Origin of the sequence: Aminipila terrae, assembly GCF_010120715.1 — a bacterium.
GTDB classification, from domain to species: Bacteria; Bacillota; Clostridia; order Peptostreptococcales; family Anaerovoracaceae; genus Aminipila; species Aminipila terrae.
Map to the genome: position 1 here is coordinate 1,762,975 of NZ_CP047591.1, position 24,262 is coordinate 1,787,236.

At 37.5% G+C, this 24,262-nt stretch carries 25 protein-coding genes, 2 pseudogenes and 1 riboswitch; of the genes and pseudogenes, 18 read left to right on the forward strand and 9 right to left on the reverse strand.

Features of this window, described 5'->3' with window-relative positions; all coding sequences use genetic code 11:
• Window positions 1-142: 142 nt before the first annotated feature.
• Window positions 143-313: a hypothetical protein gene (locus Ami3637_RS08410; protein WP_162362182.1), complete on the forward strand. Its 171-nt coding sequence runs from the start codon at window positions 143-145 to the stop codon at window positions 311-313.
• Between the two features lie 106 nt (window positions 314-419).
• On the opposite strand, the gene Ami3637_RS08415 is transcribed toward Ami3637_RS08410, so the two are convergent.
• The 7 genes from Ami3637_RS08415 to cbiQ all read right to left on the reverse strand — a co-directional run bounded on the left by Ami3637_RS08415 (window position 420) and on the right by cbiQ (window position 5,601).
• A complete protein-coding gene (locus Ami3637_RS08415) occupies window positions 420-1,334 on the reverse strand; it encodes a DMT family transporter (RefSeq protein WP_162362183.1) in 915 nt (304 codons plus the stop codon).
• Window positions 1,335-1,460: 126 nt separating this feature from the next.
• Entirely contained in the window at window positions 1,461-1,658 is a 198-nt protein-coding gene (locus Ami3637_RS19110; protein ID WP_408609054.1) for a helix-turn-helix domain-containing protein, read from the reverse strand.
• A gap of 41 nt (window positions 1,659-1,699) precedes the next feature.
• The gene (locus Ami3637_RS08420; protein WP_243157967.1) at window positions 1,700-2,632 is read right to left on the reverse strand and encodes a PucR family transcriptional regulator ligand-binding domain-containing protein; all 933 of its coding nucleotides are present in this window, start codon (window positions 2,630-2,632) and stop codon (window positions 1,700-1,702) included.
• Window positions 2,633-2,811: 179 nt separating this feature from the next.
• The gene (locus tag Ami3637_RS08425; protein WP_330586537.1) at window positions 2,812-3,141 is read right to left on the reverse strand and encodes an energy-coupling factor ABC transporter substrate-binding protein; all 330 of its coding nucleotides are present in this window, start codon (window positions 3,139-3,141) and stop codon (window positions 2,812-2,814) included.
• Between the two features lie 70 nt (window positions 3,142-3,211).
• The gene (locus Ami3637_RS08430; RefSeq protein ID WP_330586538.1) at window positions 3,212-3,901 is read right to left on the reverse strand and encodes an energy-coupling factor ABC transporter permease; all 690 of its coding nucleotides are present in this window, start codon (window positions 3,899-3,901) and stop codon (window positions 3,212-3,214) included.
• A gap of 18 nt (window positions 3,902-3,919) precedes the next feature.
• Window positions 3,920-4,750 carry an energy-coupling factor ABC transporter ATP-binding protein gene (locus Ami3637_RS08435; protein WP_162362184.1) on the reverse strand — a complete coding sequence of 277 codons (831 nt, stop codon included), beginning with the start codon at window positions 4,748-4,750 and terminating at the stop codon, window positions 3,920-3,922.
• An 11-nt stretch (window positions 4,751-4,761) separates the two neighbouring features.
• A complete protein-coding gene (cbiQ, locus tag Ami3637_RS08440; protein WP_162362185.1) occupies window positions 4,762-5,601 on the reverse strand; it encodes a cobalt ECF transporter T component CbiQ in 840 nt (279 codons plus the stop codon).
• A gap of 145 nt (window positions 5,602-5,746) precedes the next feature.
• A riboswitch (cobalamin riboswitch) is annotated at window positions 5,747-5,950 on the reverse strand.
• A 202-nt stretch (window positions 5,951-6,152) separates the two neighbouring features.
• Here cbiQ and Ami3637_RS08445 point away from each other — a divergent pair.
• The 3 genes from Ami3637_RS08445 to Ami3637_RS08455 all read left to right on the forward strand — a co-directional run bounded on the left by Ami3637_RS08445 (window position 6,153) and on the right by Ami3637_RS08455 (window position 9,791).
• Window positions 6,153-8,012, forward strand: coding sequence for a heavy metal translocating P-type ATPase (locus Ami3637_RS08445; RefSeq protein WP_162362186.1), 1,860 nt, complete (start codon window positions 6,153-6,155; stop codon window positions 8,010-8,012).
• 86 nt (window positions 8,013-8,098) lie between these two features.
• Entirely contained in the window at window positions 8,099-8,902 is an 804-nt protein-coding gene (locus Ami3637_RS08450) for an alpha/beta hydrolase (protein ID WP_162362187.1), read from the forward strand.
• Window positions 8,903-8,915: 13 nt separating this feature from the next.
• Window positions 8,916-9,791, forward strand: coding sequence for an AAA family ATPase (locus tag Ami3637_RS08455; RefSeq protein WP_162362188.1), 876 nt, complete (start codon window positions 8,916-8,918; stop codon window positions 9,789-9,791).
• Window positions 9,792-9,900: 109 nt separating this feature from the next.
• On the opposite strand, the pseudogene Ami3637_RS08460 reads toward Ami3637_RS08455, so the two are convergent.
• Both Ami3637_RS08460 and Ami3637_RS08465 read right to left on the reverse strand, forming a co-directional pair.
• A pseudogene (locus Ami3637_RS08460) lies at window positions 9,901-10,532 on the reverse strand (CatB-related O-acetyltransferase).
• 86 nt (window positions 10,533-10,618) lie between these two features.
• Window positions 10,619-11,383 (reverse strand): NAD-dependent protein deacylase, encoded by a 765-nt coding sequence (locus tag Ami3637_RS08465; RefSeq protein WP_162362189.1) that lies wholly within the window; start codon window positions 11,381-11,383, stop codon window positions 10,619-10,621.
• A 137-nt stretch (window positions 11,384-11,520) separates the two neighbouring features.
• On the opposite strand from Ami3637_RS08465, the gene Ami3637_RS08470 reads away from it, so the two are divergent.
• The 14 genes and pseudogenes from Ami3637_RS08470 (at window position 11,521) to Ami3637_RS08530 (ending at window position 24,165) form a co-directional block, all read left to right on the forward strand.
• On the forward strand, window positions 11,521-12,483 hold the full coding sequence (locus tag Ami3637_RS08470) for a patatin-like phospholipase family protein (RefSeq protein ID WP_330586928.1): 963 nt from the start codon (window positions 11,521-11,523) through the stop codon (window positions 12,481-12,483).
• A gap of 253 nt (window positions 12,484-12,736) precedes the next feature.
• On the forward strand, window positions 12,737-13,636 hold the full coding sequence (locus Ami3637_RS08475; RefSeq protein WP_162362191.1) for a substrate-binding domain-containing protein: 900 nt from the start codon (window positions 12,737-12,739) through the stop codon (window positions 13,634-13,636).
• 1 nt (window position 13,637) lies between these two features.
• Window positions 13,638-14,498 carry a phosphate ABC transporter permease subunit PstC gene (gene pstC / locus Ami3637_RS08480; protein WP_162362192.1) on the forward strand — a complete coding sequence of 287 codons (861 nt, stop codon included), beginning with the start codon at window positions 13,638-13,640 and terminating at the stop codon, window positions 14,496-14,498.
• Window positions 14,485-15,372, forward strand: coding sequence for a phosphate ABC transporter permease PstA (gene pstA / locus Ami3637_RS08485; RefSeq protein ID WP_162362193.1), 888 nt, complete (start codon window positions 14,485-14,487; stop codon window positions 15,370-15,372). Before pstC ends, pstA begins: the two co-directional genes overlap by 14 nt.
• A gap of 22 nt (window positions 15,373-15,394) precedes the next feature.
• A complete protein-coding gene (gene pstB, locus Ami3637_RS08490; RefSeq protein WP_162362194.1) occupies window positions 15,395-16,144 on the forward strand; it encodes a phosphate ABC transporter ATP-binding protein PstB in 750 nt (249 codons plus the stop codon).
• Between the two features lie 45 nt (window positions 16,145-16,189).
• Complete coding sequence (gene phoU / locus Ami3637_RS08495) at window positions 16,190-16,870, forward strand: phosphate signaling complex protein PhoU (RefSeq protein WP_162362195.1); 681 nt, start codon at window positions 16,190-16,192, stop codon at window positions 16,868-16,870.
• An 88-nt stretch (window positions 16,871-16,958) separates the two neighbouring features.
• The gene (locus Ami3637_RS08500) at window positions 16,959-17,630 is read left to right on the forward strand and encodes a response regulator (protein ID WP_162362196.1); all 672 of its coding nucleotides are present in this window, start codon (window positions 16,959-16,961) and stop codon (window positions 17,628-17,630) included.
• A gap of 14 nt (window positions 17,631-17,644) precedes the next feature.
• The gene (locus Ami3637_RS17425; protein WP_243157968.1) at window positions 17,645-18,691 is read left to right on the forward strand and encodes a PAS domain S-box protein; all 1,047 of its coding nucleotides are present in this window, start codon (window positions 17,645-17,647) and stop codon (window positions 18,689-18,691) included.
• A gap of 38 nt (window positions 18,692-18,729) precedes the next feature.
• Window positions 18,730-18,780: pseudogene (locus tag Ami3637_RS19115) on the forward strand (hypothetical protein); the annotation flags it as partial.
• Window positions 18,781-18,789: 9 nt separating this feature from the next.
• The gene (locus Ami3637_RS08510) at window positions 18,790-19,320 is read left to right on the forward strand and encodes a sensor histidine kinase (protein ID WP_243157969.1); all 531 of its coding nucleotides are present in this window, start codon (window positions 18,790-18,792) and stop codon (window positions 19,318-19,320) included.
• Window positions 19,321-19,611: 291 nt separating this feature from the next.
• Window positions 19,612-20,778 (forward strand): SAM-dependent methyltransferase, encoded by a 1,167-nt coding sequence (locus Ami3637_RS08515; RefSeq protein ID WP_162362197.1) that lies wholly within the window; start codon window positions 19,612-19,614, stop codon window positions 20,776-20,778.
• A 100-nt stretch (window positions 20,779-20,878) separates the two neighbouring features.
• On the forward strand, window positions 20,879-21,643 hold the full coding sequence (surE, locus tag Ami3637_RS08520; protein ID WP_162362198.1) for a 5'/3'-nucleotidase SurE: 765 nt from the start codon (window positions 20,879-20,881) through the stop codon (window positions 21,641-21,643).
• 19 nt (window positions 21,644-21,662) lie between these two features.
• Complete coding sequence (locus tag Ami3637_RS08525; RefSeq protein ID WP_162362199.1) at window positions 21,663-22,595, forward strand: DUF2156 domain-containing protein; 933 nt, start codon at window positions 21,663-21,665, stop codon at window positions 22,593-22,595.
• A gap of 391 nt (window positions 22,596-22,986) precedes the next feature.
• Window positions 22,987-24,165 carry an acetyl-CoA C-acetyltransferase gene (locus tag Ami3637_RS08530; RefSeq protein ID WP_162362200.1) on the forward strand — a complete coding sequence of 393 codons (1,179 nt, stop codon included), beginning with the start codon at window positions 22,987-22,989 and terminating at the stop codon, window positions 24,163-24,165.
• Window positions 24,166-24,262: the final 97 nt, after the last annotated feature.

Below are 24,262 nucleotides of genomic sequence, written 5' to 3' on the forward strand. Positions count from 1 at the left end.
GTAAGTGCTAAAATTACAGTATTTACAGGGGTGCTTTTTTATTTCTAAGTTATTTTTGATCTGATAAAATTACGAATCAGCAAATTATAGAATATCAGAAATAGAGAAAGAATGTAAAATCCCTATAATAAATAATGCTGTAATGCACAAACTAACTCAGAACATAAATATTTTTATTGAAGGAGTTGGAATGATGGACAGGATTAAACAGGAGAATAAAAAGAGCAGTCATAAAAATTCGAAACATGAAAAGGATATGACTAAGGCGAAAGATGCCGCTTTGATTCAAAATCCTTTTAAAAATGATAAGTAAATAAAAATCATTTTTACTGAAGAAAAAAATATCAACAAACCGTGTATTATATTTTCGGTTTGTTGATATTTAAGGTAAGGTAAGGACAATTTAAAAATAACAGATGTTATTTGTCAGAATTTAAAACAGCTTTCTTCATAAAGGATGGTTTTAGTTCAGTGATAATCACTGCAGAAAACATCAATACACAACCCATAACTTCTTTTGCTGACATTTGCTCCCCAAGGAAGATCATTCCCGCAATTACTGCAAATACAGACTCCATACTGAGTATAAGGGCAGCAACGGTTGGATTAGTATCCTTCTGACCAAGTATCTGAAGGGTATACGCTATACCTACAACAAAGATTCCTGTAAATAATATGGGCCCTGCACTTCTAACTATATCTGAGAAGTTAATTGTTTCAGAAAAGACAGCTACAATCAGTGACAGGACTCCTGCAACAACAAATTGTAAAAAAGACATTTTCAGACTATCCACTTTTTGTACGAAGTGATCAACAGTCAATATATGAATGGCCCAGAAAACAGTGCCACATAGTACGATTAAATCTCCTTTTCCTATGCTAAGCCCATCTTTAACACATAATAAATAAAGACCAATTACGGCTAATGCCACCCCCACCCAGATTACTTTTTCCACCTTTTTATGTAAAAACAAACCTAATAGCGGAACAAGAACAATATATAAGGCGGTAATAAAACCTGCTTTCCCTGCAGTTGTATAAATCAGGCCAACCTGTTGAAAGGAAATCGCTGTAAAAAGTGCTACTCCACACGCAAGCCCTCCTGCGAGCAAGCTTTTAGTATCTTTTGAAACTACCACACCCTGCCTGGCATTCATTTTATCCATCATAAAGATAACAGGAATTAACGACAATGCTCCAATGAGAAATCTGGATGAGGTAAAAGTAAAAGGTCCAATATAGTTCATTCCTAACCGTTGTGCAACGAATGAGGCTCCCCAAAGCAAGGATGTTATTGTTAAGAGGACTTCCCCTCTTAAGTGCAAATTTTTCATAGTCAACCTCCTGATGAAATAAGTTCTTTATCTAAGAATATTCTATCATTAAGGATAGACTTAAATCTTTGTGCAAAGTTAAATTAAAAAAGGATTTCTTTGTATTTAGTACAAAGGAATCCTTTTTTAATCAGAATAAATTTTATATAGCTTGATTGCAATAGAGAGCTGCTCATAAAAATTCAATTCACTGTTTTCCATATGGTGTAACTCTTTGATTTTATTAATCCGATAACGGATTGTATTTTTGTGAAGATATAATGCTTCAGCAGTCTTTATATAATTTCCGTCATTCTCAACAAACTTCAACCCAGTATGAAACAATTCGGTATTATACTTTTCATCATAACTTTTAATAGGATTTATTATCTGCTCATAAAAGTTTCTGACCCATTTATCCCTGCTGAGGGGATTAAGACACTGAATATACCAATGTCTTTAAAATAATTTAACTGGTTCTTGAACATCTCACCTGATTTTTCGGCAAAAAGGCTTTCATTAATTCCCATACCAAGTTCACCCAAACTACTATGGATATTACTGATACCGATAAAATACTCCTCAGAATCAATACGGAGGCTCCTTAGGAGAGATTTGGTTTTACTGGTGAAGAGAGAAGGTTCAAGAGATTCAAAGGTTGCAATGAATAGCAGTCCGTCATGATACTTTATGATGGTATCATTTTGTCTGAATGTCCGGTCTTTCCGGATTAATTCTACCTGATTAAGAATGTTGCTCTCTGAAATTTGTTTTTTACCTTTGGCATAAACAACTATAAAAAGTTCTTTAAAGCTGCTGTTCAATTCAAGTGCAATATCACGGATAACCGTTTTGTTAAGATTTTTATTAATAAGAAGATCAACTTTGCTTTCAAGTAAATTACTATTGTTGATTGATCTGATTTTATCCATGGTTTCCGTTATAATATCTTCAAAGTATGCAGTATGAAAAATAAATACAGGTAAAGATTTTTCATTTGCATAAGAGATAACTTCATCAGGCAGCTCTGTATAATAGATATTTTTTATAGCCAGCCCGCTGACATGGCTTTCTGCAAGATATTTAACGGCTTCTATTATTAACTCAGGTTTATCTTTGGCAAATAACAAACTGCTTAAAACAAATTCGCCTTCTATAAAATCACTTATATTTTCTGGGCCTTCTTCTATTTTTTTAATAAACTCCCAATCCAGGATTCCAACTTTTTCAACAATTTTATCTAAACCACGATGACCGGCCACTAAGCGAAAGCTATTGAAGGTATCCAACTTTGTGGCTTCTAACACTGTTAATGACATGTTGAGTTCCTCCTTAACAAAAATCATAGTGTATATCTGATTATATCTTAAACAGGTAATATAAGAAAGGGGTGTATAAAAAATCCCTCCAGATTAATACTTGATTTCGTATTAACCCGGAAGGATTTTTAAATACTCATAAGGCTGTTCTCAGTTTTTTAGACTAGATTTTATGTGATTCACTGTGTCTTCTTATTATTGTTTTGTTCTTTTTCATGCTTTGTTCTTTCCACAAGTCTGCCCATGAAGAATGCCAGAATACCAACCCCAATTCCTGTCTGAACACAGAAGAGCAGGCTTTCAATTTCTCCCGGAAGTTCACCACCGATAGCAGTCTCCAGAACAGGAGTAAACCAAGGTTTATATTCTGTTCCTGTTATTTTAGAAATGGCAACGCTGCCTGCATCGTCGGAACCCCCGAACTCGGCACCTTTCAATGCGAATAATGGAACAACAGCGATTAGTAAGACGATTATTAATAAGATGATAACCTTTGACTTCGTTTTCATTATTTAATGTCACCTCCAACTGCGAATCTCAAATCTGATAACTCAGGTTTAGCATATGTTTCAAGACCTATTATAATAACAACTGTAAGAATACCTTCAATAATTGCCAGCGGAAGCTGTGTCGGAGCGAAAACCGCAAGGAATTTAATGATTGAGGCCATATAACCCCCGTTGCGGAAGGGTATGCTATAGCCAGCTGAAGACTGGTTACACAATATGTAAATAAGTCACCTATTGATGCGGCAAGGAAAATGCCTACATACTTATTTACATTTAATTTTTTACATAGAGCATAAATTCCATAAGAAACAAAAGGTCCGGCAATGGCCATAGAGAATGTATTGGCTCCCAGTGTAGTCAAACCCCCATGAGCCAGTAAGATGGCCTGGAAAATCAATACGATAATGCCTAAAATGCTCACCGCACTAGGTCCAAGTAGTATGGCGCCCAGACCGGTACCTGTCATATGTGAACAGCTGCCTGTTACTGAAGGAATTTTCAGTGAGGAAATTACGAAAACAAAAGCTGCTGCCATAGCAATCATGGTAATGGTTCTGCGGCTTTGAGCAAGGGTCTTCTTAATGGAAAGGAAGCCTGCTACTAAAAATGGAAGGCAGATAATGCCCCAGACAATACATAGTTTAGGAGGAAGATATCCTTCCATGATGTGCATTGCGTTTGCTGTGGGAGATATCCCGAAAAACAAAGCGATAGCAGTAGTTCCTAAAATCAGTCTTTTTTCTTTCATACTCATTTTCATATTACTCTCCTTTTCATATTATATATTTTCAATTACTTCCTGTAGTTCATAGACTGTTGTGGGATAAAGCTGCTTATCCCTGAGTACAGAGTGACCCACCAGCAAATCGTAAACTTGCATAAGTATTGGCTGTTTTAGATTTGCCTGTTTTAAGATTTCCAGGTCTTGAAAGATTTCAAGAGGGGTTCCATCTGCAATTATTTCTCCCTGATTAAAAACAATCATTCTTTCAGCCCAGCGGTAGACAAAATCTACATCATGAGTAGAAATAAGCATTGTTTTTCCTTCAGAAGAGAGCTTTTCTAACACTTCTTCCAGCATTTCTGCATTTAAGGGGTCAAGCCCTGCAGTAGGCTCATCAAATATGATGATTTCTGATTTCATAGCGATGATATCAGCAATGCTAACTCGTTTTTTTTCTCCACCACTAAGGTAATGGGGAGGCCGGTCTTTAAATTCAAGAATGTTCATATACTTTAAGGCTTCTTCAACACGTTCTAAAACTTCCTCTTTTGGCAATTTTAGATTCATAGGACCAAATCCCACTTCTGCCAAAACAGTAGAAGCAATGATTTGATTATCTGCATCCTGAAACACAATACCGATATTTTTACGAAGCTCTTTTAAGTTTTTTTTGTTAATAGGGGTTCCCCTATAAAAAATCTGGCCTTCGTCAGGCTTAAGAACACCATTAGTATTAAGGAAAAAGGTAGATTTTCCAGCACCATTTGAACCGACAACAGCAATTTTTTCACCTTCATAGATATCCAGACTGATATCATTCAGGGCGGTCTTTCCGTTTCCATAGCAATAATGTAAATTCTGAATTTGTAAAATCGGATTTTTCATAATGACCCTTTCTATTGCGTGATGTACCATAGTACTAAAAGAAAAAATATAAATATCATTGCTGCGATAACTTGTTTTGCACTAACATTTTGTGTTTCCTCCAGAATCATAAATTCGCCATCATAGCATCTGGATTCCATGGCATCATAATAGGCATTAGACTTTTTCATTGAAACAATCAGCATATTGCTTGCAACTTTTCCGAATGTACTCCAAGAGGTTTTCAAATCACAGAAACCCAGACGTGAATCTGCAGAATTTCTGATGTTAATGTTTACGTCTATCAGAATAAATATGTAACGATAAGTCATCATCATCAATTCTATAAATAGCTTGGGCACATGTGCTCTTTCAATCACACAGATTATTTCGGTTGATGGTGTCGACAAAGCCATCATTTCCATAGAGCTGATTGCAGCAAAAACCTTTAGGATTAAAAAGCACATAATCTTCAAACTCTTCTCTGAAGTGAAAATATAAAAGAGTCCCAGATTCAGATTGTATTGGCCAATAGGCTGAGTGGACAAGTCAATTCCTATAGTAACCGTACCAAGAAGAATGAAGGTAATGGGAATTGTCAGCACCGACAAATATGAAAGTACTGGAAGCCCACCCTTTACTATCGTCAGATACGCCATGGATACAATTACTGCAATAGACACATAGGGATTATTTAGCGCAATGCATAAGATTAATGTCAAAGCAGAAAAAGATACCTTAAAAGTTGGATTCCAATGTCTTATTCCAGAATTGTAAGCGTAAAAGTCGATGCAGGAACCTTCTCCGTGTTTATGTCCGATTTTATGGTGTTTATGATGCTCTCTGTTTTTAGAAATGATGTGTTTCTCCATTGTTATTATCCTCAATCATTACAGCTTCAAAAATGTAGGCAAATTTTATCCAGTATGCATCTTTTAAAATAAAAAAAGACTGCAGCTTTCGCTACAGCCCGTTTTTCTGTAAAACACAATAAAAATATAAACCGATCTCCCATCGGATTACATGGAATTTTATGCAGGTCTTCTGGCTTACGTATCAACATCATCTTCCGATCTTCCCAAAACTTATGTTTCAGTGATCTTCCTTTTCGGAACAGGATTCTGACTCCTCGATTACAGCGGCGGGACCGCGCAGGACTGACACCTGCTTCCCTCTTAGCCGTCAAACGCATTTGACGGAACACAAAATATCTATTTAGTTGCATGATGATATTATCACTTCTGACTTTTAATGTCAAGCATGGGGAAATACTTAAAGTTAAAATAATACTGCATAGTTGACAAAAGAGGAATAAGTGTTATAGTTTTCATATCCCCCTGGGGGATATGAAAACTATAACACAGAAGAATATATAGACAGATTATATACTAATTTTATGAATATAAGGGAGGCAGAAATAAAAATGAAGAAATGGATAATGGAAGAGGATAAACTAAATTTAATATTTGTTATCATATCCGGGATTGCTCTGCTGGTCAGCTTATCCCATTTACTAAGAGGAAGTCTTGGATTTGATTCAGCATGGATTGCAATTGTGCTGTGTGGAATACCGATTCTTTTAGGAGCCATTAAAGGATTAGTAGTGGATCATGATATAAAGGCTGATGTTCTTGTTTCAATTGCTTTAGTAGCATCCGTGTGTATCGGTGAGTATTTTGCTGCCGGAGAAGTTGCATTTATCATGGCTATTGGTACTCTTCTTGAAAACGGCACTTCAAGGAAAGCAAATGAAGGCATAGAAAGATTGATTAAGTTAACCCCGAAGACTGCACGAGTGCTTAAGGATGGTACGGAGAAAATCATTCCAGCGGACCAGGTGAACATTAATGATATTTTGCTGGTTCTGGCAGGGGAGACAATTCCTGTTGACGGCGTTATTGCGTCAGGGGAGACTTCCATTGATCAATCGGTCATGACAGGGGAATCCCTACCCATAGATAAGACTGTTGGAGATGCAGTAACCAGCGGAACGGTGAACCAGTATGGGACGTTTACTATGAGAGCCACTAAAGTAGGGAAGGACAGTTCTCTGCAGAGGATGATTCAAATGGTGAAAGAGGCAGAGGCCAATAAAGCCCCTATCATAACCCTTGCAGACAGATGGGCTACGTGGATGGTCTGGGCGGCACTGGGAGCAGCGGTTATTACGGGGGCTGTTACAGGAGAACTGATTCGTGCAGTAACCGTTCTGGTTGTGTTCTGCCCTTGTGCATTTATTTTAGCTACGCCAACGGCAATTCTGGCTGGCATTGGCAATGCAACAACCTATGGCATTATTATCCGCTCTGGAGACGCTCTGGAGCGCTTTTCTAAAGTGAAACATATAGCTTTTGACAAGACAGGAACCCTGACTCATGGGAAACTCAACGTTATGGCAGTAAAGAGCTTTAATGATTGTATTACAGAAGAAAAGTTATTATACTATGCAGCCTCTGCAGAGCAGCGCTCGGAACACCCTATAGGAAAATCTATTGTTTCATATTATCAGTCAATATGTCATACCATGTGTGAACCGCAAGAATTCTCTCTTTTAGCAGGTCAGGGAGTGAGAGCATTTGTAGACGGACAGGAAGTGATGGCAGGAAAACCTGATTTATTGAAAACAGAAGGAATCACCATACCTGAAAAGATTCAGAAGGCTGCCACTGATTACTCAGAGAAAGGGGCTACAATCGTTTACATAGGCATCAATAAAGAAACTGCGGGATTTATCGTACTGTCTGATACGGTAAGGGAAGATGCAGCAGCCATGATTTCAAAATTAAAAGAGCTACATATGGAGCCGATTCTTCTTACAGGAGACAATGCTTCTGCAGCCCAGTATATTTCAGAGCTGGTATCCATTTCAAAGGTAAAATCAGATCTTCTCCCAGAAGATAAAATGAACGAACTTAAACGTTATAATCAAAAAGATGAACCGGTTTGTATGGTAGGGGATGGAATCAATGATGCACTTGCTTTGAAGTCCGCTTATGCAGGGGTAGCCATGGGTGGTATAGGAAGTGACATTGCTGTTGAGGCTGCAGATGCAGTATTGGTCAGTGATGATATACAGCGCATCCCATATCTCATTAAAATTTCTCAAAAAACAATGAAAAAAATAAATGTAAACATAGTGTTCTCCATGAGCCTGAACTTCCTGGCAGTTTTGTTGTCTGCCATGGGAATATTAAATCCTGTTCTGGGTGCTCTGGTGCACAATGTGGGTTCTGTAGCTGTGGTTATAAATTCAGCTCTGCTTTTTGTATCTAAAGATAGGTAGTAATATAGAGTTTGGAATAATAACCCAATCGGAGTTTGTTGTGATATAATGTCATTAAAATATCACACAGGAGAAAGGGAAAAGTTATGAGTGAAATGATTAAGAGCTTTGATGGCTTGTCTTTGTATTTCAATAAAGAAGTATCAGCTGATGATAAAGCGGTTGCAGTTATTGTACATGGGTTATGCGAACATCAGGGCAGATATGATTATCTGGCAGAAGTTTTCCATAAGAACGGCATAGGCACCTATCGTTTTGATCATAGAGGACATGGAAGGTCTGAAGGTGAAAAGTCACATTACAATGATTTTAATGAATTGCTTGATGATACCAATGTTATTGTGGATATGGCTATTGCAGAAAACCCGGACAAGCCCGTATTTTTGTTAGGACATAGTATGGGAGGATATGCAGTATCCCTTTTTGGGATAAAGTATTCCCATAAAAAGTTGAAGGGGATTATAACCAGTGGTGCCTTAACAAAAGACAATGGGGGGCTGATAAAAGGGCTTCCCAAGGGAATGGAACCACATACTGAACTCCCCAATGAACTGGGCAATGGTGTTTGTTCTGTTCAGGAAGTGGTGGATTGGTATGGAAAGGACCCATATAATAATAAAGTTTTTACTGCAGGACTTTGCTACGCATTATGTCAGGGACTTGACTGGGTTTCAGGAAAAGAAAACCAATTTAGTTACCCTGTGCTGATGATGCATGGAGAAAAAGATGGTATTGTTTCTGTACAGGATACCTATGACTTCTTTTCTTCCGTTTCATCAAAAGATAAACAAATGAAGATTTATGGAAATTTGTTCCACGAAATATTCAATGAATATTGCCGTGATGAAGTGATTGGGGATACCGTTAACTGGATGTTAAAGAGATTGTAAGGGACTATTTATTATGACCGTGTATTTAGACCGATTTTCATTTACAAGCCCTGTGGATGAAGACAATTTTTTATCAAATGATGACAGGCTGAAAGCCACATGCTATTCCACCGTTTACCCATTTATGCTATTTACTCATAGAGAACTTGAAGAATTACAGTTTGAACCTGTAACATTTTTATATGGTGGTAATGGTTCTGGTAAAACCACGATTTTAAATGTAATAGCAGAAAGATTGAAGATTCAGAGAGGAACTTATTTCAACAAAAGTAATTTCTTTGATGATTATGTAAACTGTTGTGAGCAAAGAACAAAAAACTGGTCTTTTTCAATTCAGAAGGACAGCAGGATTATCACAAGCGATGATGTGTTTGACTATATGCTGGATGTCAGATGCGTAAATGAAAAAGTTGATTCCAGAAGAGAAGATATGTTTGAAGAATATATTGATACGAAATATTCCACTTTTCAGATGAAATCTCTTGAGGACTATGAAAAGCTAAAGAAAAATAATTCAATAAAAAGATCTACATTTTCAAAGTATGTAAAGGGCAATTTAATGCGAAACATAAGGGAACAGTCCAATGGAGAAAGTGCATTCTGGTTTTTTACTGAAAATATAAAAGAGAACGCCTTGTATCTTTTGGATGAACCTGAAAACAGTCTGTCTGCAGGGATGCAACTGAAGCTTGTTAAATTCATAGAGGATTCAGCACGATTTTTTAACTGCCAATTTATTATCGCTACACATTCTCCATTTCTATTATCTATAAAAGAATCCAAGATATATGATTTGGACAGGACGCCTATAGCGGTTAAAAAATGGACAGAGCTTGAAAATGTAAGGAACTATTTCGAATTTTTTAAGGCCCATGAAGAGGAGTTTTGAGCAGTAAGGGTACTCAAAGTCAGATTATTGATAAAGAATATTTAATTAAGATTCAAAAATCCCAATAGGCATTACTATTGGGATTTTTAAGTTAATTGGTCATAGAATATTAAATTAATTTATCAATATCTCCTGACTGGATGTATTGTATGTTGGCCTGAATCTTTTCACAAGGCCAATCCCACCACTTAATATTTAATAATTTTAAAATGGTATCGTCATGGAACCTTTTCTTTATCACTTTTGCAGGAGTGCCCCAACAATAGTATAAGGGGGAACATCCTTTGTAACGATTGCCCTGGTTCCAATAATGGCACCATCACCAATTTTTACTCCTGACATAATGATAGCATCATAACCTATCCATACATCATTTCCAATTACAATATCTCCTTTATTGTCCCAGGCATCTGTTATATGGTGCACGTCCAAATCCCATTCTTCATAGAATATAGGAAAAGTATAAGTAGAAAGGGATTTCATCCTATGATTTCCGCTGGTCATAAGGAATTTTGCATTACATGCAATGGAGCAGAACTTCCCAATGATTAAGCGATCATGGTTGATAGGATACTGATATAGTACATTATTCTTTTCAAAATCTCTTGGATCATTATGAAAGTCATTATATATTGTATAATCTCCTATTTTTATATTATCTCTTGTAATTACATTCTTAAGATATACAGTTTGGAAATCATTACTTCTTGGATATATTTTATTTAAATCTGGAATAACCATGTTAACACTCTCCTTTTATTTTGTTATTTTCTGATTATCCCATTATTACAATGCATCTCTTCATAGAAATCCCTCCCTTTATTTAACTAGATCCCGCAGACTTCTCCAAGTACCTTGCCTATAGCATCGTAAATGACCAGATTTGCTTTATGGTCATATTGAGTTTGTGTTTTATTTATGAGAACCAGGTTTTTTCCATGGAAGTAATTTATAAGCCCGGCAGCTGGATACACGACTAAGGATGTTCCTCCTACGATGAGGGTATCTGCCTGGGAGATCGCATCGACTGCTCCCTGTATCACATCATCATTTAAACATTCTTCATAAAGAACCACATCAGGTTTAACGGTGCCACCACATTTTGTGCACACAGGAATAAGAGTTTTGAGTCCCTCTTTGTCTTTACAGTTCACGGGATTCATAATGTAATCTAAATCGTAAAATTCACCACATCTCATACAATTATTTCGAAGCACAGAACCATGCAGTTCAAAAACGGTTTTGCTCCCGGCCAGCTGATGCAGCCCATCAATGTTCTGGGTAACCACAGCCTTCAATTTACCTTCGGCTTCTAATTTTGCCAGGGCAAGATGTGCTTTATTGGGCTTCGCCTCTGTATAAATCAGATTATTTTTATAGTAGTCATAAAAAGTTTCAAGATGGTTATTAAAGAAACTGTGTGAAAGCATGGTTTCAGGGGATTGGCCATATTTATGCACCGCACTGTACAGCCCACTTTCAGAACGAAAATCAGGAATATTACTTTCTGTGGAAACTCCTGCTCCTCCAAAGAAAACAATATTGCTACTGTTTTCAATAATTTTTGATAACTGCTCTATTTCCTTATTCATAAAATCATCTCCTTATATATTAATTCTATTATGACATAAAGGCAGGAAAAGTAAAATATATTATTCCAGGTATCTTCTTTAAATGGAGGTTTGGCTGAAGGAGGCATTTATATGAATTATCCATTTCAGAATTTAGTATTTTCAGGGGAGGCGTATTAGGCATTTCTTATATTGGTATGTTAGAGTACCTTTACAAAATTCAGTTTATAAAAAACGTTAAACGGGTGGCGGGATCTTCCGCAGGAGCAATAGCAGCATGCATTACATCATTTAATCTGCCTTTTGATCAAACCAAAACAATGGCAGAATCTCTGGATTACAGTAAAGTACCGGCTACAAAAAGTTTTGATGAGCCAAAAAACTTTACTAAAGCAGAAAGAAATCAGTTGGACAGGGTATTTGGTAATATAGATTGTGTTTACAGGTTAATAAAAAAGTATGGCTGGTATTCTTCCAGTTATTTTTATGATTGGATCCGATATCAGATAGCCGGTCAGTTTGATCCGTTTAAAAAGAATCCACCCTATACATTTGCGGACTTTAGAAATTCTGATCTTCATAGAGATGGTCGTGAATTTAAAGAACTATATATTATAGGTACAGACATTTCTACTAAAACATCTACTGTATTTTCTGCAGCAGATACGCCACATGTAGAGGTAGCACAGGCTATTCGGATATCCATGTCTGTCCCGATTTTCTTTGAAGCCATAAAATCAGATTATAGTAAGACTGATGGAGAAGAAAAACCTAAGGTTTATGCTGATGGTGGAATTATGTACCGGTACCCCATCACCCTGTTCGATGAGACTCTTCCCAAAGACCAGACCTTAGGAGGATTTCTGGCAGGAGATAATAAAAATGTGGAAATTAACAATTTACTGGATTATATCAGTAATCTGATTTCATGCTCTGCAGCTGTTCAGACACAGTTTTCTTATGGCAGCCCAGAAAATATGAACCGCAGCATTCAGATATTTACAGATGGTATATCTGCTTTAGATTTTAATGTTAAAAAGGGGGATGACACCTATAACTTTTTATATGAACAAGGCTACAAGGCTACAGAAAATTATTTTAATGCCTTATTTAGTTCTTAAGAACCAAAACAGCTGAAAATTTTGCAGCTGTTTTTTTAATCCCGTGATTTTACGTATATTTAACATTACTTTACAAAGCTTTTACCCTGCACTGCTTTTGGATTTAACATTTTGAATATACTATGTGAATGTAGACAAAATAAGTAATAACTTAAACAAATAATAGCAGCTAATAAAAATGTTTAAGAATTTAATTTTAAATATTTTAAAGATGCCGAGATAAAAGGGCAGTTAGTAAAGGAGAAAAGGTAATATGAAAAAAGGTCTAAAGAAGTTTTTAGCACTTACTACAGTAGCAGTTCTTATGGTAGGCAGCCTGACAGGATGCGGAAGTAAGGAAAAATCAGATGGATCAGATAAAGTCCTGGCGGATAATGACATTTCTGTTGTATCAAGAGAAGAAGGTTCAGGAACAAGAGGCGCATTTATAGAACTTTTTGGAATTGAAGAAAAAAACAATGCTGGCGAAAAGATTGATCATACAACGGAAGAAGCAAGCATTACAAACAGCACGTCAGTTATGATGACAAGTGTAGCGGGCGATACTTATGCTATTGGGTATGTTTCACTGGGATCACTGAACGACACCGTTAAAGCAGTTAAAATAGACGGAGTGGCACCAAGTAAAGAAACCATTAAAGATGGTACTTACAAAATTGCAAGGCCATTTAATATTGCTACAAAAGGACAATTAAGTGCTGTGGCACAGGATTTTGTAAATTATATTATGAGTGCAGATGGACAGAAAGTAATTGAAGATAACGGATATATTTCTGTAGGTGAAGCACCAGCCTTTTCAGGAACAATGCCTAAAGGAAAAATAGTAGTTGCGGGATCTTCTTCTGTAACACCAGTTATGGAAAAATTAAAGGAAGCCTACTTAGCAGTAAATCAAAATGCAAACATAGAAATTCAGCAAAGCGATTCCACAACAGGCATGACTTCAGCTATGGAAGGTATTTGTGATATCGGTATGGCATCAAGAGATCTCAAGGACAGCGAAACCCAGGGCGGTTTGAAGGCAACAGCCATAGCCATGGATGGAATCGCAGTCATAGTAAACAAGAGTTTTATAGTAGACGATTTAACATCAGCACAGGTAAAGGATATCTTTACAGGTAAAGTAACAAACTGGTCAGAGGTTATAAAATAATATGAACAGATTTAAAGAAATATTTATGAAATGCATATTCTTTGCAGCTGCCTGCACTTCGGTGCTCGCAGTTGCATTGATATGCATATTCCTTTTTACAAATGGCATTCCGGCCATGAAGCAGATTGGAATATTTGACTTCCTTTTAGGTCAGAAATGGAAACCATCCAATGACATTTATGGGATTTTCCCAATGATACTGGGGAGCATATATGTCACAGCAGGAGCCATTGCCATAGGGGTTCCTATAGGATTACTTACGGCGGTATTTATGGCAAGATTTTGCCCTAAGTTAATTTACAGGCCTCTTAAAGCAGCCACAGAACTGTTGGCTGGAATTCCATCAATCGTATATGGTTTCTTTGGATTAGTAGTATTAGTTCCCTTTGTACGGGAAAACTTTCAGGGAAATGGGAGCAGCATATTTACGGCCTCTATTCTTCTTGGAATCATGATTCTCCCCACTATTATCGGAGTCAGTGAATCAGCTATCCGTACTGTACCAGAGCAGTATTATGAAGGAGCTTTAGCTCTGGGAGCTACTCATGAAAGAAGTATTTTCTGGGTAGTACTTCCGGCAGCAAGATCAGGAGTTATTGCTGGTGTAGTACTTGGAATAGGACGTGCTATCGGGGAAACTATGGCAGTAATGATGGTTGCCGGGAACCAGGCCAGAATGCCGGCAGGATTATTTAAAGGGGTACGAACTATGACCACAAATATAGTTATAGAGATGGGATATGCAGCGGAACTACATAGAGAAGCTCTTATTGCTACAGCTGTGGTTTTGTTTGTTTTTATACTTATTATAAATTTGTCAGTATCACTTTTAAACAGGAGGAATCTAAATGGAGGCAATTAGGCAGACATCAGATCCAATCAATAAAGTCAGTATAAGAGCAAAAGTAAAAGCCTATTTAAGAAATCCTGTTTCCTTAGGTTTGTTTTTGCTTGTTATTACAGCAGCAGTCATAACTTTTGTGGTGTTAATATTTTTAATGGGATATATTCTTATAAAGGGTATACCTAACCTGAACCCGGGATTATTTGCATTGAAATATAATACAGAAAATGTATCCTTAGTGCCAGCCCTTATAAATACTATTATAATGACGTTTTTCTCCCTGCTTATAGCAGCGCCATTAGGTATTTTTTCAGCAATCTATCTTGTGGAGTATGCAAAGAGGGGGAACCGATTTGTAAATATTATCCGGGTTACGGCAGAAACACTGGCAGGAATTCCTTCCATAGTATATGGATTATTTGGAATGTTATTCTTTGTAACAGCACTTCACTGGAGCTATTCCATCTTGGCAGGGGCCTTTACTTTAGCCATTATGATATTACCGTTGATTATGCGTACTACGGAAGAGGCGCTTAAATCGGTGCCGGATACCTTCAGAGAAGGAAGTTTTGGCTTGGGAGCAGGAAAGCTTCGTACCGTTTTTGTAATTGTTCTACCTACAGCAGTGCCTGGAATTCTAGCAGGGGTAATCCTTGGAATCGGACGAATAGTAGGAGAGACTGCGGCATTAATTTACACCGCTGGCACGGTGCCAGATATTCCTGAGAGTCTGATGAACTCTGGCAGAACTTTAGCCGTTCACATGTATGCATTATCTAGTGAAGGCTTATATATGAATCAGTCATATGCTACGGCAGTGGTATTACTTATAATCGTGGTGGCAATTAATAGTCTTTCTGGATTTATTGCAAAAAGAATTGCTGCCCGGTAAAAGGTGAAGAGAAGGATAGAATATGGATAAAATTAAAGTAAATAATTTAGACTTGTATTATGGGGATTTTAAGGCCTTAAAAAATGTGAACCTGGCACTTCCGGAAAGAGAAATAACAGCGTTTATAGGTCCCAGTGGGTGCGGTAAGTCCACATTGCTTAAATCCCTGAACCGAATGAATGACCTGATAGAAGGGTGCAAAATAACTGGAGAAGTACTACTGGATAACCAGGATGTGTATGGAAACATGGATATAAATCTTCTTAGAAAGCGGGTAGGAATGGTGTTTCAGAAACCCAATCCTTTCCCCATGAGCATATATGATAATATCGCTTTTGGTCCAAGGACTCATGGAATCAAATCAAAGAGCAAACTGGACTATATAGTAGAAAAATCATTAAGGGATGCTGCCATTTGGGATGAGGTAAAGGATCGCCTTAAAAAAAGCGCACTGGGAATGTCCGGAGGTCAGCAGCAGAGGCTATGTATAGCCAGAGCATTAGCCGTTGAGCCCGAAGTGCTTTTAATGGATGAGCCTACTTCAGCACTTGACCCCATTTCAACCTCAAAAATTGAAGACTTAGCTTTGGAACTTAAAAAAGAATATACCATTATTATGGTTACCCATAACATGCAGCAGGCCGCGCGAATTTCGGATAAAACTGCATTTTTCCTTTTAGGCGAAGTGATTGAATTTGGAGATACTGAAACTTTGTTTTCCGTTCCGAAAGAGAAAAAAACAGAAGATTATATTACCGGCAGATTTGGCTGATTTCTTTTGTTACAGGATTATGATAAAATATAAGGAGGAGTAATAGTGCGAAATAGATTTGACACTCAGCTGACATTATTAAATACAGAAATTATCGAAATGGGAGCTTTATGTGAAGCTATTATTAGTGATGCAGTGAAGGCCCTGATTGAAAACAATAAGGATTTGGCAAAAAAGACCATTGAGTCAGAAAAACAGATTGATCAGAAGGAAAAAGACATAGAATCTTTATGTCTGAAGCTTCTGCTGCAGCAGCAGCCTGTTGCCAGGGATTTAAGGCTTATTTCAGCAGCATTGAAAATGATTACGGATATGGAGCGAATAGGAGACCAGGCTGCAGACATAGCGGATATCGTCGAGGTTGCAGATTTTTCCCTTCCACGGGACTTCAAAGACATCAAGTTAATGGCGGAAGCAACCATTAAGATGGTGACGGAAAGTGTTGAGGCTTTTGTGCAAAGAGATTTAGTTCTTGCCAGGGAAGTAATCGCATATGACGACGTAGTAGATGATCTCTTTGATGTTATAAAAAATGAAGTTATCGATATTATTGCAGAGATGCCAAGACAAGCAAAAGCAGAACAGAATAATATGGGGCTGGAGGTTATAGACATACTGATGATAGCTAAATATTTTGAACGGATAGGAGACCATGCCACCAATATTGCTGAGTGGGTAGAGTTCTCCATAACCGGCGCTCATATTGATAATGAGGATAAGAAATAAAAGCTTGCAAATTGTAATTTATGACTTCAGCATCTGACCTTCCGGCAATTTGTTTCGCAAATTGGGATAGGTCATAAAGGAGTAAGATATGGTATTTTGTGTGGAAGATGATAGCAGTATAAGGGAATTAGTTGTATATACTTTAAGAAACACCGGGTTTGAGGCGGAAGGATTTTCTGACAGCACGGAGTTATTCCTGGCCCTCTCCAATCAGGTGCCGGAATTGATCCTGCTGGATATAATGCTCCCGGGAATGGATGGAATTGAGATATTAAAGAGACTGAAAAATAATAAAGCAACAAAAGATGTCCCGGTTATAATGCTTACGGCCAAAGGCACGGAATATGATAAAGTCATAGGCCTGGATAATGGGGCTGACGATTATGTCACCAAACCTTTTGGGATGATGGAACTGATATCCAGAGTTAAAGCTGTTTTAAGAAGAGTAAAGCCCAAGGAGCATAGTGGGCAGATTGCTTGCGGAGATATTGCACTTAATGCGGAAAAACATTTGGTGACAGCGGCAGGAAAACAGATTCAATTAACCCTTAAGGAATTTGAGGTGCTTCGCTATTTAATGGAGAACAAAGGGACAGTTTTGTCCAGAGATGTTCTTCTGGAGCGCATCTGGGGTTATGACTTTGACGGGGAGACACGTACAGTTGACGTACATTTGCGGACTTTAAGGCAAAAACTGGGGGACAGCGGTCAGAACATAGAAACCATCCGTGGTGTGGGTTATTTAATTAAGGAAAATTAAAGGAAGTAATCAAGATGAGAAATAAAATATTAAAGAACTTTTTTTCCCTTTCTGCTATTGCTGTTTTTATAACCACTATTATGATTTCTTTCGTCATGTATGAAGGCTTTTACCGGGATATGCAGGTGGAAGTAAATCAGGAAGCACAATATATAGCAGCAGCGGTTAATTTAAATGGAGAAAGCTATTTAGAACAAATCAGGAAGATCAGGGGAGACCGGGTCACCCTTATCGGTTCTGATGGTACGGTATTGTTTGATAATAGACAGAATCCCCAGAGAATGGAAAACCACCTGAGCAGACCTGAAGTGGCAGAAGCTATCAAAAGTGGCAGTGGTGAGAGTGTGAGAATGTCGGCCACTCTGAGCCAGCGGACCTTTTATCATGCAGTAAGGCTGGAAAATGGAAATGTCATTCGGGTAGCGAATATAACCTCTAATGTATATTCGGTTTTAGCAGTTAACCTGGTCTATGTGGTTTTAATATGCCTTGCAATGCTTACAATTATTTTGTTTTTAGCTAAACGCCAGACGGAATCCATAGTTGCACCTGTAAACAACCTGGATTTGGAGGATCCCCTGTCCAATGAAGTCTATGCTGAATTTTCCCCATTATTGCGGAAACTTGAGCAACAAAACAGATTGATAGATGAAACTTTCAACATACTAAATAAAGAAAGAGATGAATTTAAATCTATAACCCAGAACATGAATGAAGGCCTGATTGTGCTGAACGCTGCAGGAGAAATGCTCATGGTAAATCAGCGGGCAGCAGAAATCTTTGGAAAGGTTGTGGAAGGACATTACCTTACGCTTAACAGAAGTGCTGAATTCAGGGAAGTAGCGGAAAAAGCTCTGAGGGGAATAGCTGCAGAAAGCAGATTAAAGCAGGGAGGAAGATTGTATCATTTAATGGCAACTCCCACATCCGCAAAGAATCATGAAAATGGAACTCCAGAGGGAGTAGTGGTGCTAGCTTTGGACATCACGGAGAAAGACGAAACTGAGCGCATAAGAAGAGAATTTTCTGCCAATGTTTCCCATGAGCTTAAAACCCTTTAACTTCCATTTCAGGTTATGCGGAAATCATTAAGGAAGGTATCGCCCGACCGGAGGATATAAAAGAATTTGCAGTAAAGATATATAATGAGGCAAAACGCATGATTTTACTGGTGGAAGATATCATGAAACTCTCCAGACTGGATGAGGAAGTGATGGATTTCGCAGAGAACACGGTTGATTTGCAAAGAATCTGCCAGGAGGTGGTAGAAAGGCTTAGAGATGCAGCTAATGCAGCTCAGGTTTCTATTGAATTTGAAGGCTCGTCAGATGGAGAACCGGTCAATGTAACAGGGATCAAACCAATGCTGGATGAATTAGTGTTTAACTTATGTGAAAATGCTATAAAATATAATAAAAAAAATGGAGAAGTAAAAATTAAACTTTCCGAAAACCCTGTCAGGCTTGTTGTTGCAGATACGGGGATTGGAATAGACAAAGAGCATCAGGAACGGATATTTGAAAGGTTTTACCGTGTGGATAAAAGCCACTCAAAAATAACAGGGGGTACCGGATTAGGGCTTTCTATTGTTAAACATATAGTAAAACATCATAAAGCCTCTCTTCATCTGGAAAGCGAACCAGACAAAGGAACAACCATAGAAGTACAATTTAATTCTGAGAAGTTATAAGACAAAGCACATAAAAGCAGGATACAATAAAAATAAAAAGCTGATTTAGCCATACAAAAATTTAATGTAGGATGGTAAATCAGCTTTTTCATTGGTCTGTTTATTTTGCCAGTCAATAAATGCTATAAATGGTCAAAATAAAAAACAGCTTCTTTAGTAGATTAATTAATAGCAAAGTATTAAAATAGAAGAAATGGATAAAATTAAGTTAATTATTGTTCAATCAATAGAAACCTGACCAAATTTAGTTTGTACAAACAAGGCCAGATTATTAAAGGGAGGAAGTCTATTATGAAAAAGAAACAAGAGTTACTTATTGAATTTATTAAACAGTTTGATGAGAGCCCATTTGCTATTGAAATGGAGGGAGAAAAGCACCTGATAGGTGAAGGAGAGCCCCGGTTTACAGTTAAGGTAAATAAACCAGTAGAAGTAAAGGAACTGGTTAAAAGTACCTCAATTGCTCTGGGGGAGGCGTACATGCGGGGTGATATTGAGGTTGAAGGAGATCTTTATACAGCCCTGAACAATTTTCTTGGGCAGCTGGGGAAATTCTCCACAGATACAAAAGCCCTGAAGAAGCTGATGTTTACCTCCAGTGGAAAGAAAAACCAGCAAAAACAAGTGTCATCACATTATGACATCGGCAATGATTTTTATGCCCTTTGGCTGGATGAGACTATGAGTTATTCCTGCGGCTACTTTAAAAAGAAGAGAGAGACTCTGTATGAAGCCCAAATGAATAAAATTCATTATATACTGGAAAAGCTTTGTTTAAAGGAAGGAATGAACCTGTTAGACATTGGATGCGGCTGGGGACAGCTACTTATTGAGGCAGCCAAAATATATAAAATTAAGGGCCTGGGGATTACCTTAAGCCAGGAACAATACAAGAGGTTTAGTGAAAGAATTAAAGAAGAAGGACTGGAAGATTATCTGACAGTACAGCTTATGGACTATCGGGATCTTCCTAAATTAAAAACTGTATTTGACCGGGTAGTAAGTGTAGGTATGATAGAGCATGTAGGAAGGGACAATTACAATCTGTTTATGTCCAGTGTTGATAAAGTATTAAAGCCTTCAGGCTTATTTTTATTGCACTACATTAGTGGGCTGAAAGAATATCCTGGAGATGCATGGATGAGAAAATATATATTCCCAGGTGGCATGTGCCCAAGCTTAAGAGAAATTATAAACCTTTGTGCAGAATATAATTTCTATACTCTTGATGTAGAAAGCTTGAGAAGACACTATACGGAAACATTACTGCGATGGAACCAGAATTTTAATGATCATAGGGCTGAAATTGAGGAAAAAATGGGAATAGAATTTACTCGCATGTGGGAGCTGTATCAGTGTGCATGTGCTGCAACTTTTAACAGAGGAGTCATAGACCTGCATCAGATATTAATTTCAAAAGGTGTAAACAATGAACTCCCTATGACAAGATGGTATTAAAAAATAATATAATAATCCATTGCATTTTTCCATGGCTAAAATAGCCTATTGGTGATAGTATTAATAACGATAGGATTTTTAAAAGGAGTAAATTTATAAGATGAATATTTTAGTTGCCAATGATGATGGAATAAAAGCAAAGGGTATTTTTGAACTTGTAAAAGCTTTATCTGCAGCCGCCACAGTTTATGTTTGTGCTCCCCATGTGGAGAGAAGTGCAGCCGGACATAGTATTACAGTAAGACAGGGACTGGAGGCCAGAGAAGTTCCTTATGAAAATGCTGAACTGGCTCTTGAAATAAATGGTACACCAGCAGATTGTGTAAAATTAGGTGTTTTACTTTTAAGAGACAGGGGTATAAATATAGATATGGTTTTTTCCGGTATAAACCATGGAGGAAATCTGGGTACAGATACCCATTATTCGGGGACCGTGTCCGCTGCCATTGAGGGCTGCATTTGCGGGATCCCTTCCGTTGCCGTTTCGGTAAACGAACATAAGCCTCAGCATTTTGAAGTGGCAGCAGAGCTGGCAGTAGAAACCTTGCGTAAGTCAGCAGGTAAACTAGATGGAAAAACTGTACTGAATATAAATGTGCCGGATGTACCAAGAGAGAAACTGAAGGGCGTCAGGATTACAACTTTAGGGCCAAGAGAATACGATGGATGGTTCCAGAACAGACCTGCAGAAGAAGGTGGAAGTGCCCTGTACTGGTATAGTGGAAACCCTGTTGTATATGATAATCTTCCGGAGCATTATGATGTGATAGCTGTACAGGATGGTTATGCTTCAATTACGCCATTACATTATGATTTTACTAACTATGCATTAGTGGATGAAGTAAAAAGCTGGGGTATTAAATGATAAAAGGAAAGAACAGTAAATGAGTATATTTAAGAATGAAATAACCATAGAAAATAAAGGGATTCTGGAACAATATTTATCTTCATATGAGTATAGAACTTCAGGATTATCTTTTTCTTCGTTATACATGTGGAGAGAACAAAACGAGTTTTCATGGGAAATCATGGGGGAATATCTTGTAATAGCCGGGTTAAGCCATTTAGAAATAGAAAAGCATGAGTATTTTCTGTTTCCACCACTGACCAGAACTGGAACTTATGATCCGGCAGAACTGAGAAAAACCCTCCAGGCAGCAAGAGTGCGGTTTGAAGAAAAAAATTCAGATTTCACAATCAGGCTGCTTCCCGTACATATGAGAGGGATAATCGAAGAAGCCTACCCAGGGAAAGTGGAGTTTATATCCGACAGGCCGAACTATGATTACCTTTATTTAAAAAGAGATTTGATTGATTTAAAGGGCAGGACTTATCATGCCAAGAAAAACCATTTAAACTATTTTTTGAATAATTATAAATATGAGTATGTTCATCTCACACCGGATATGCTGGATACCGTGATGGTATTTTTAGAGGAATTCAATGCCCGGAAAAATATAGCACCTCATGAAATGAACTGGCTGCTGATGGAAACAGATGCTATGAGGGATGTGGTGACAAATCTCGACAGGCTGAACTATATGGCAGGAGCTATTATCATAGATGGAAAAGTAGAAGCTTTTACCATAGGCGGCAGGCTGGGAGAAGAGACGGTTACGGTGCATGTGGAGAAAGCAAACAGCAATATCAGAGGGCTGTATCCTGCCATAAACAATGAATTTTGCAGGCATTTAGATGAATCCATCATTTATGTGAACCGTGAAGAGGATATGGGAATAGTCAACCTGAGAAAGGCAAAGCTATCTTATAAACCGATTGAATTAGTAGAAAAGTATATTGTTAAGTTCCTGGAATAAATGAAAGAAAAAAGAATAAGAAAAATTGTAAAAAAGCCTGATAATTATGAAATTTTTGTCAGGTTTTTTCGATAAATGTTTTGTGAATAAAATAACGAAATATCATGAAAAGATATTGACAATCCACAAAAAAAGGTTTAGAATTTAATAAAATTTGTGAATTATATAACAATTACAGAAGATTTTGTCTTGTTAATGTATTGCAATTAGTGGAAAGTGTGATATGATATATAATATAATGCGGACAGTATGGCGATGAAATATAATTGTCCAAATAATGAATCAAGGTAATTATGTTATGTTTTATTTTTAAGAAAGACTCTTAAATAAAAATTCATAATTTATTTATAACACATTTTATTTGCAAGTGGTTTTAAGGAGGACTAAAAACATGAGAGAAGTAGTAATTGTAAGTGCAGCTAGAACACCTCTTGGTAGCTTTGGGGGATCTTTAAAGGATATTCCTACAAGAACTCTTGGTGCTATTGCAGTTAAAGGCGCAATCGAAAGAGCTGGAATCAAGCCTGAACAGGTTGACGAAGTTGTTATGGGTTGTGTATTACAGGGTGGCCTTGGACAGAACGTAGCAAGACAGATTTGCCTTGATGCAGGACTTCCTATTGAAGTTCCAGCAATGACTATAAATAAAGTATGCGGTTCAGGACTTAGAGCTGTATCCTTAGCAGCACAGCTGATTAAAGCAGGAGATGCTGATATCGTTGTAGCTGGTGGTGCAGAAAACATGTCAAAGACAGCTTATGCTATGCCAGCAGCTAGATATGGTGCTAGAATGAATAATACTCAGCTGATTGATATGATGGTAAACGATGGTCTTACTGACGCATTTAATAATTACCACATGGGTATCACTGCTGAAAATATTGCTGAACAGTGGGGCATTACAAGAGAAGAATTAGATGAATTCTCAGTAACTTCACAGAACAGAGCTGAAGCAGCTATTAAGGCTGGTAAGTTCAAAGATGAAATCGTTCCAGTAGAAATTCCTCAGAGAAAAGGTGATCCAATCATCTTTGATACTGATGAATTCCCTAAATTCGGAACAACTATTGATAAGGTTGCAAAATTAAAGCCTGCATTCAAGAAAGATGGCGTTGTTACTGCAGCTAACGCTTCTGGTATCAATGATGCTGGTGCAGCAGTAGTAGTTATGTCAAAGGAAAAAGCTGATGAATTAGGTCTTAAGCCTCTTTGCACAATTAAGTCATACGCTTCAGCTGGTGTTGACCCAACTATCATGGGTATCGGACCAGTTCCTTCATCAAAGAAGGCTCTTGAAAAGGCTGGATTAACAATTGACCAGATTGATTTAGTAGAAGCAAATGAAGCTTTTGCTGCTCAGTCATTAGCTGTTAGAAAGGATCTTGGACTTGATCCTGAAAAGACAAATGTAAATGGTGGAGCTATTGCAATTGGTCACCCAATCGGAGCTTCCGGAACAAGAATTCTTATTTCATTAATATTTGAAATGCAGAAGAGAGATGCTAAGACTGGTCTTGCTACTCTTTGTATCGGTGGCGGACAGGGAACTGCTCTTATCGTTGAAAGATAATAACAGGTCGAAATAAATATACTTACAAAAGGTGGCTGGATTTCCAGCCACTTTTTTTGTATAATAAAATATATAAAAAATTCTTATATAGCGATAA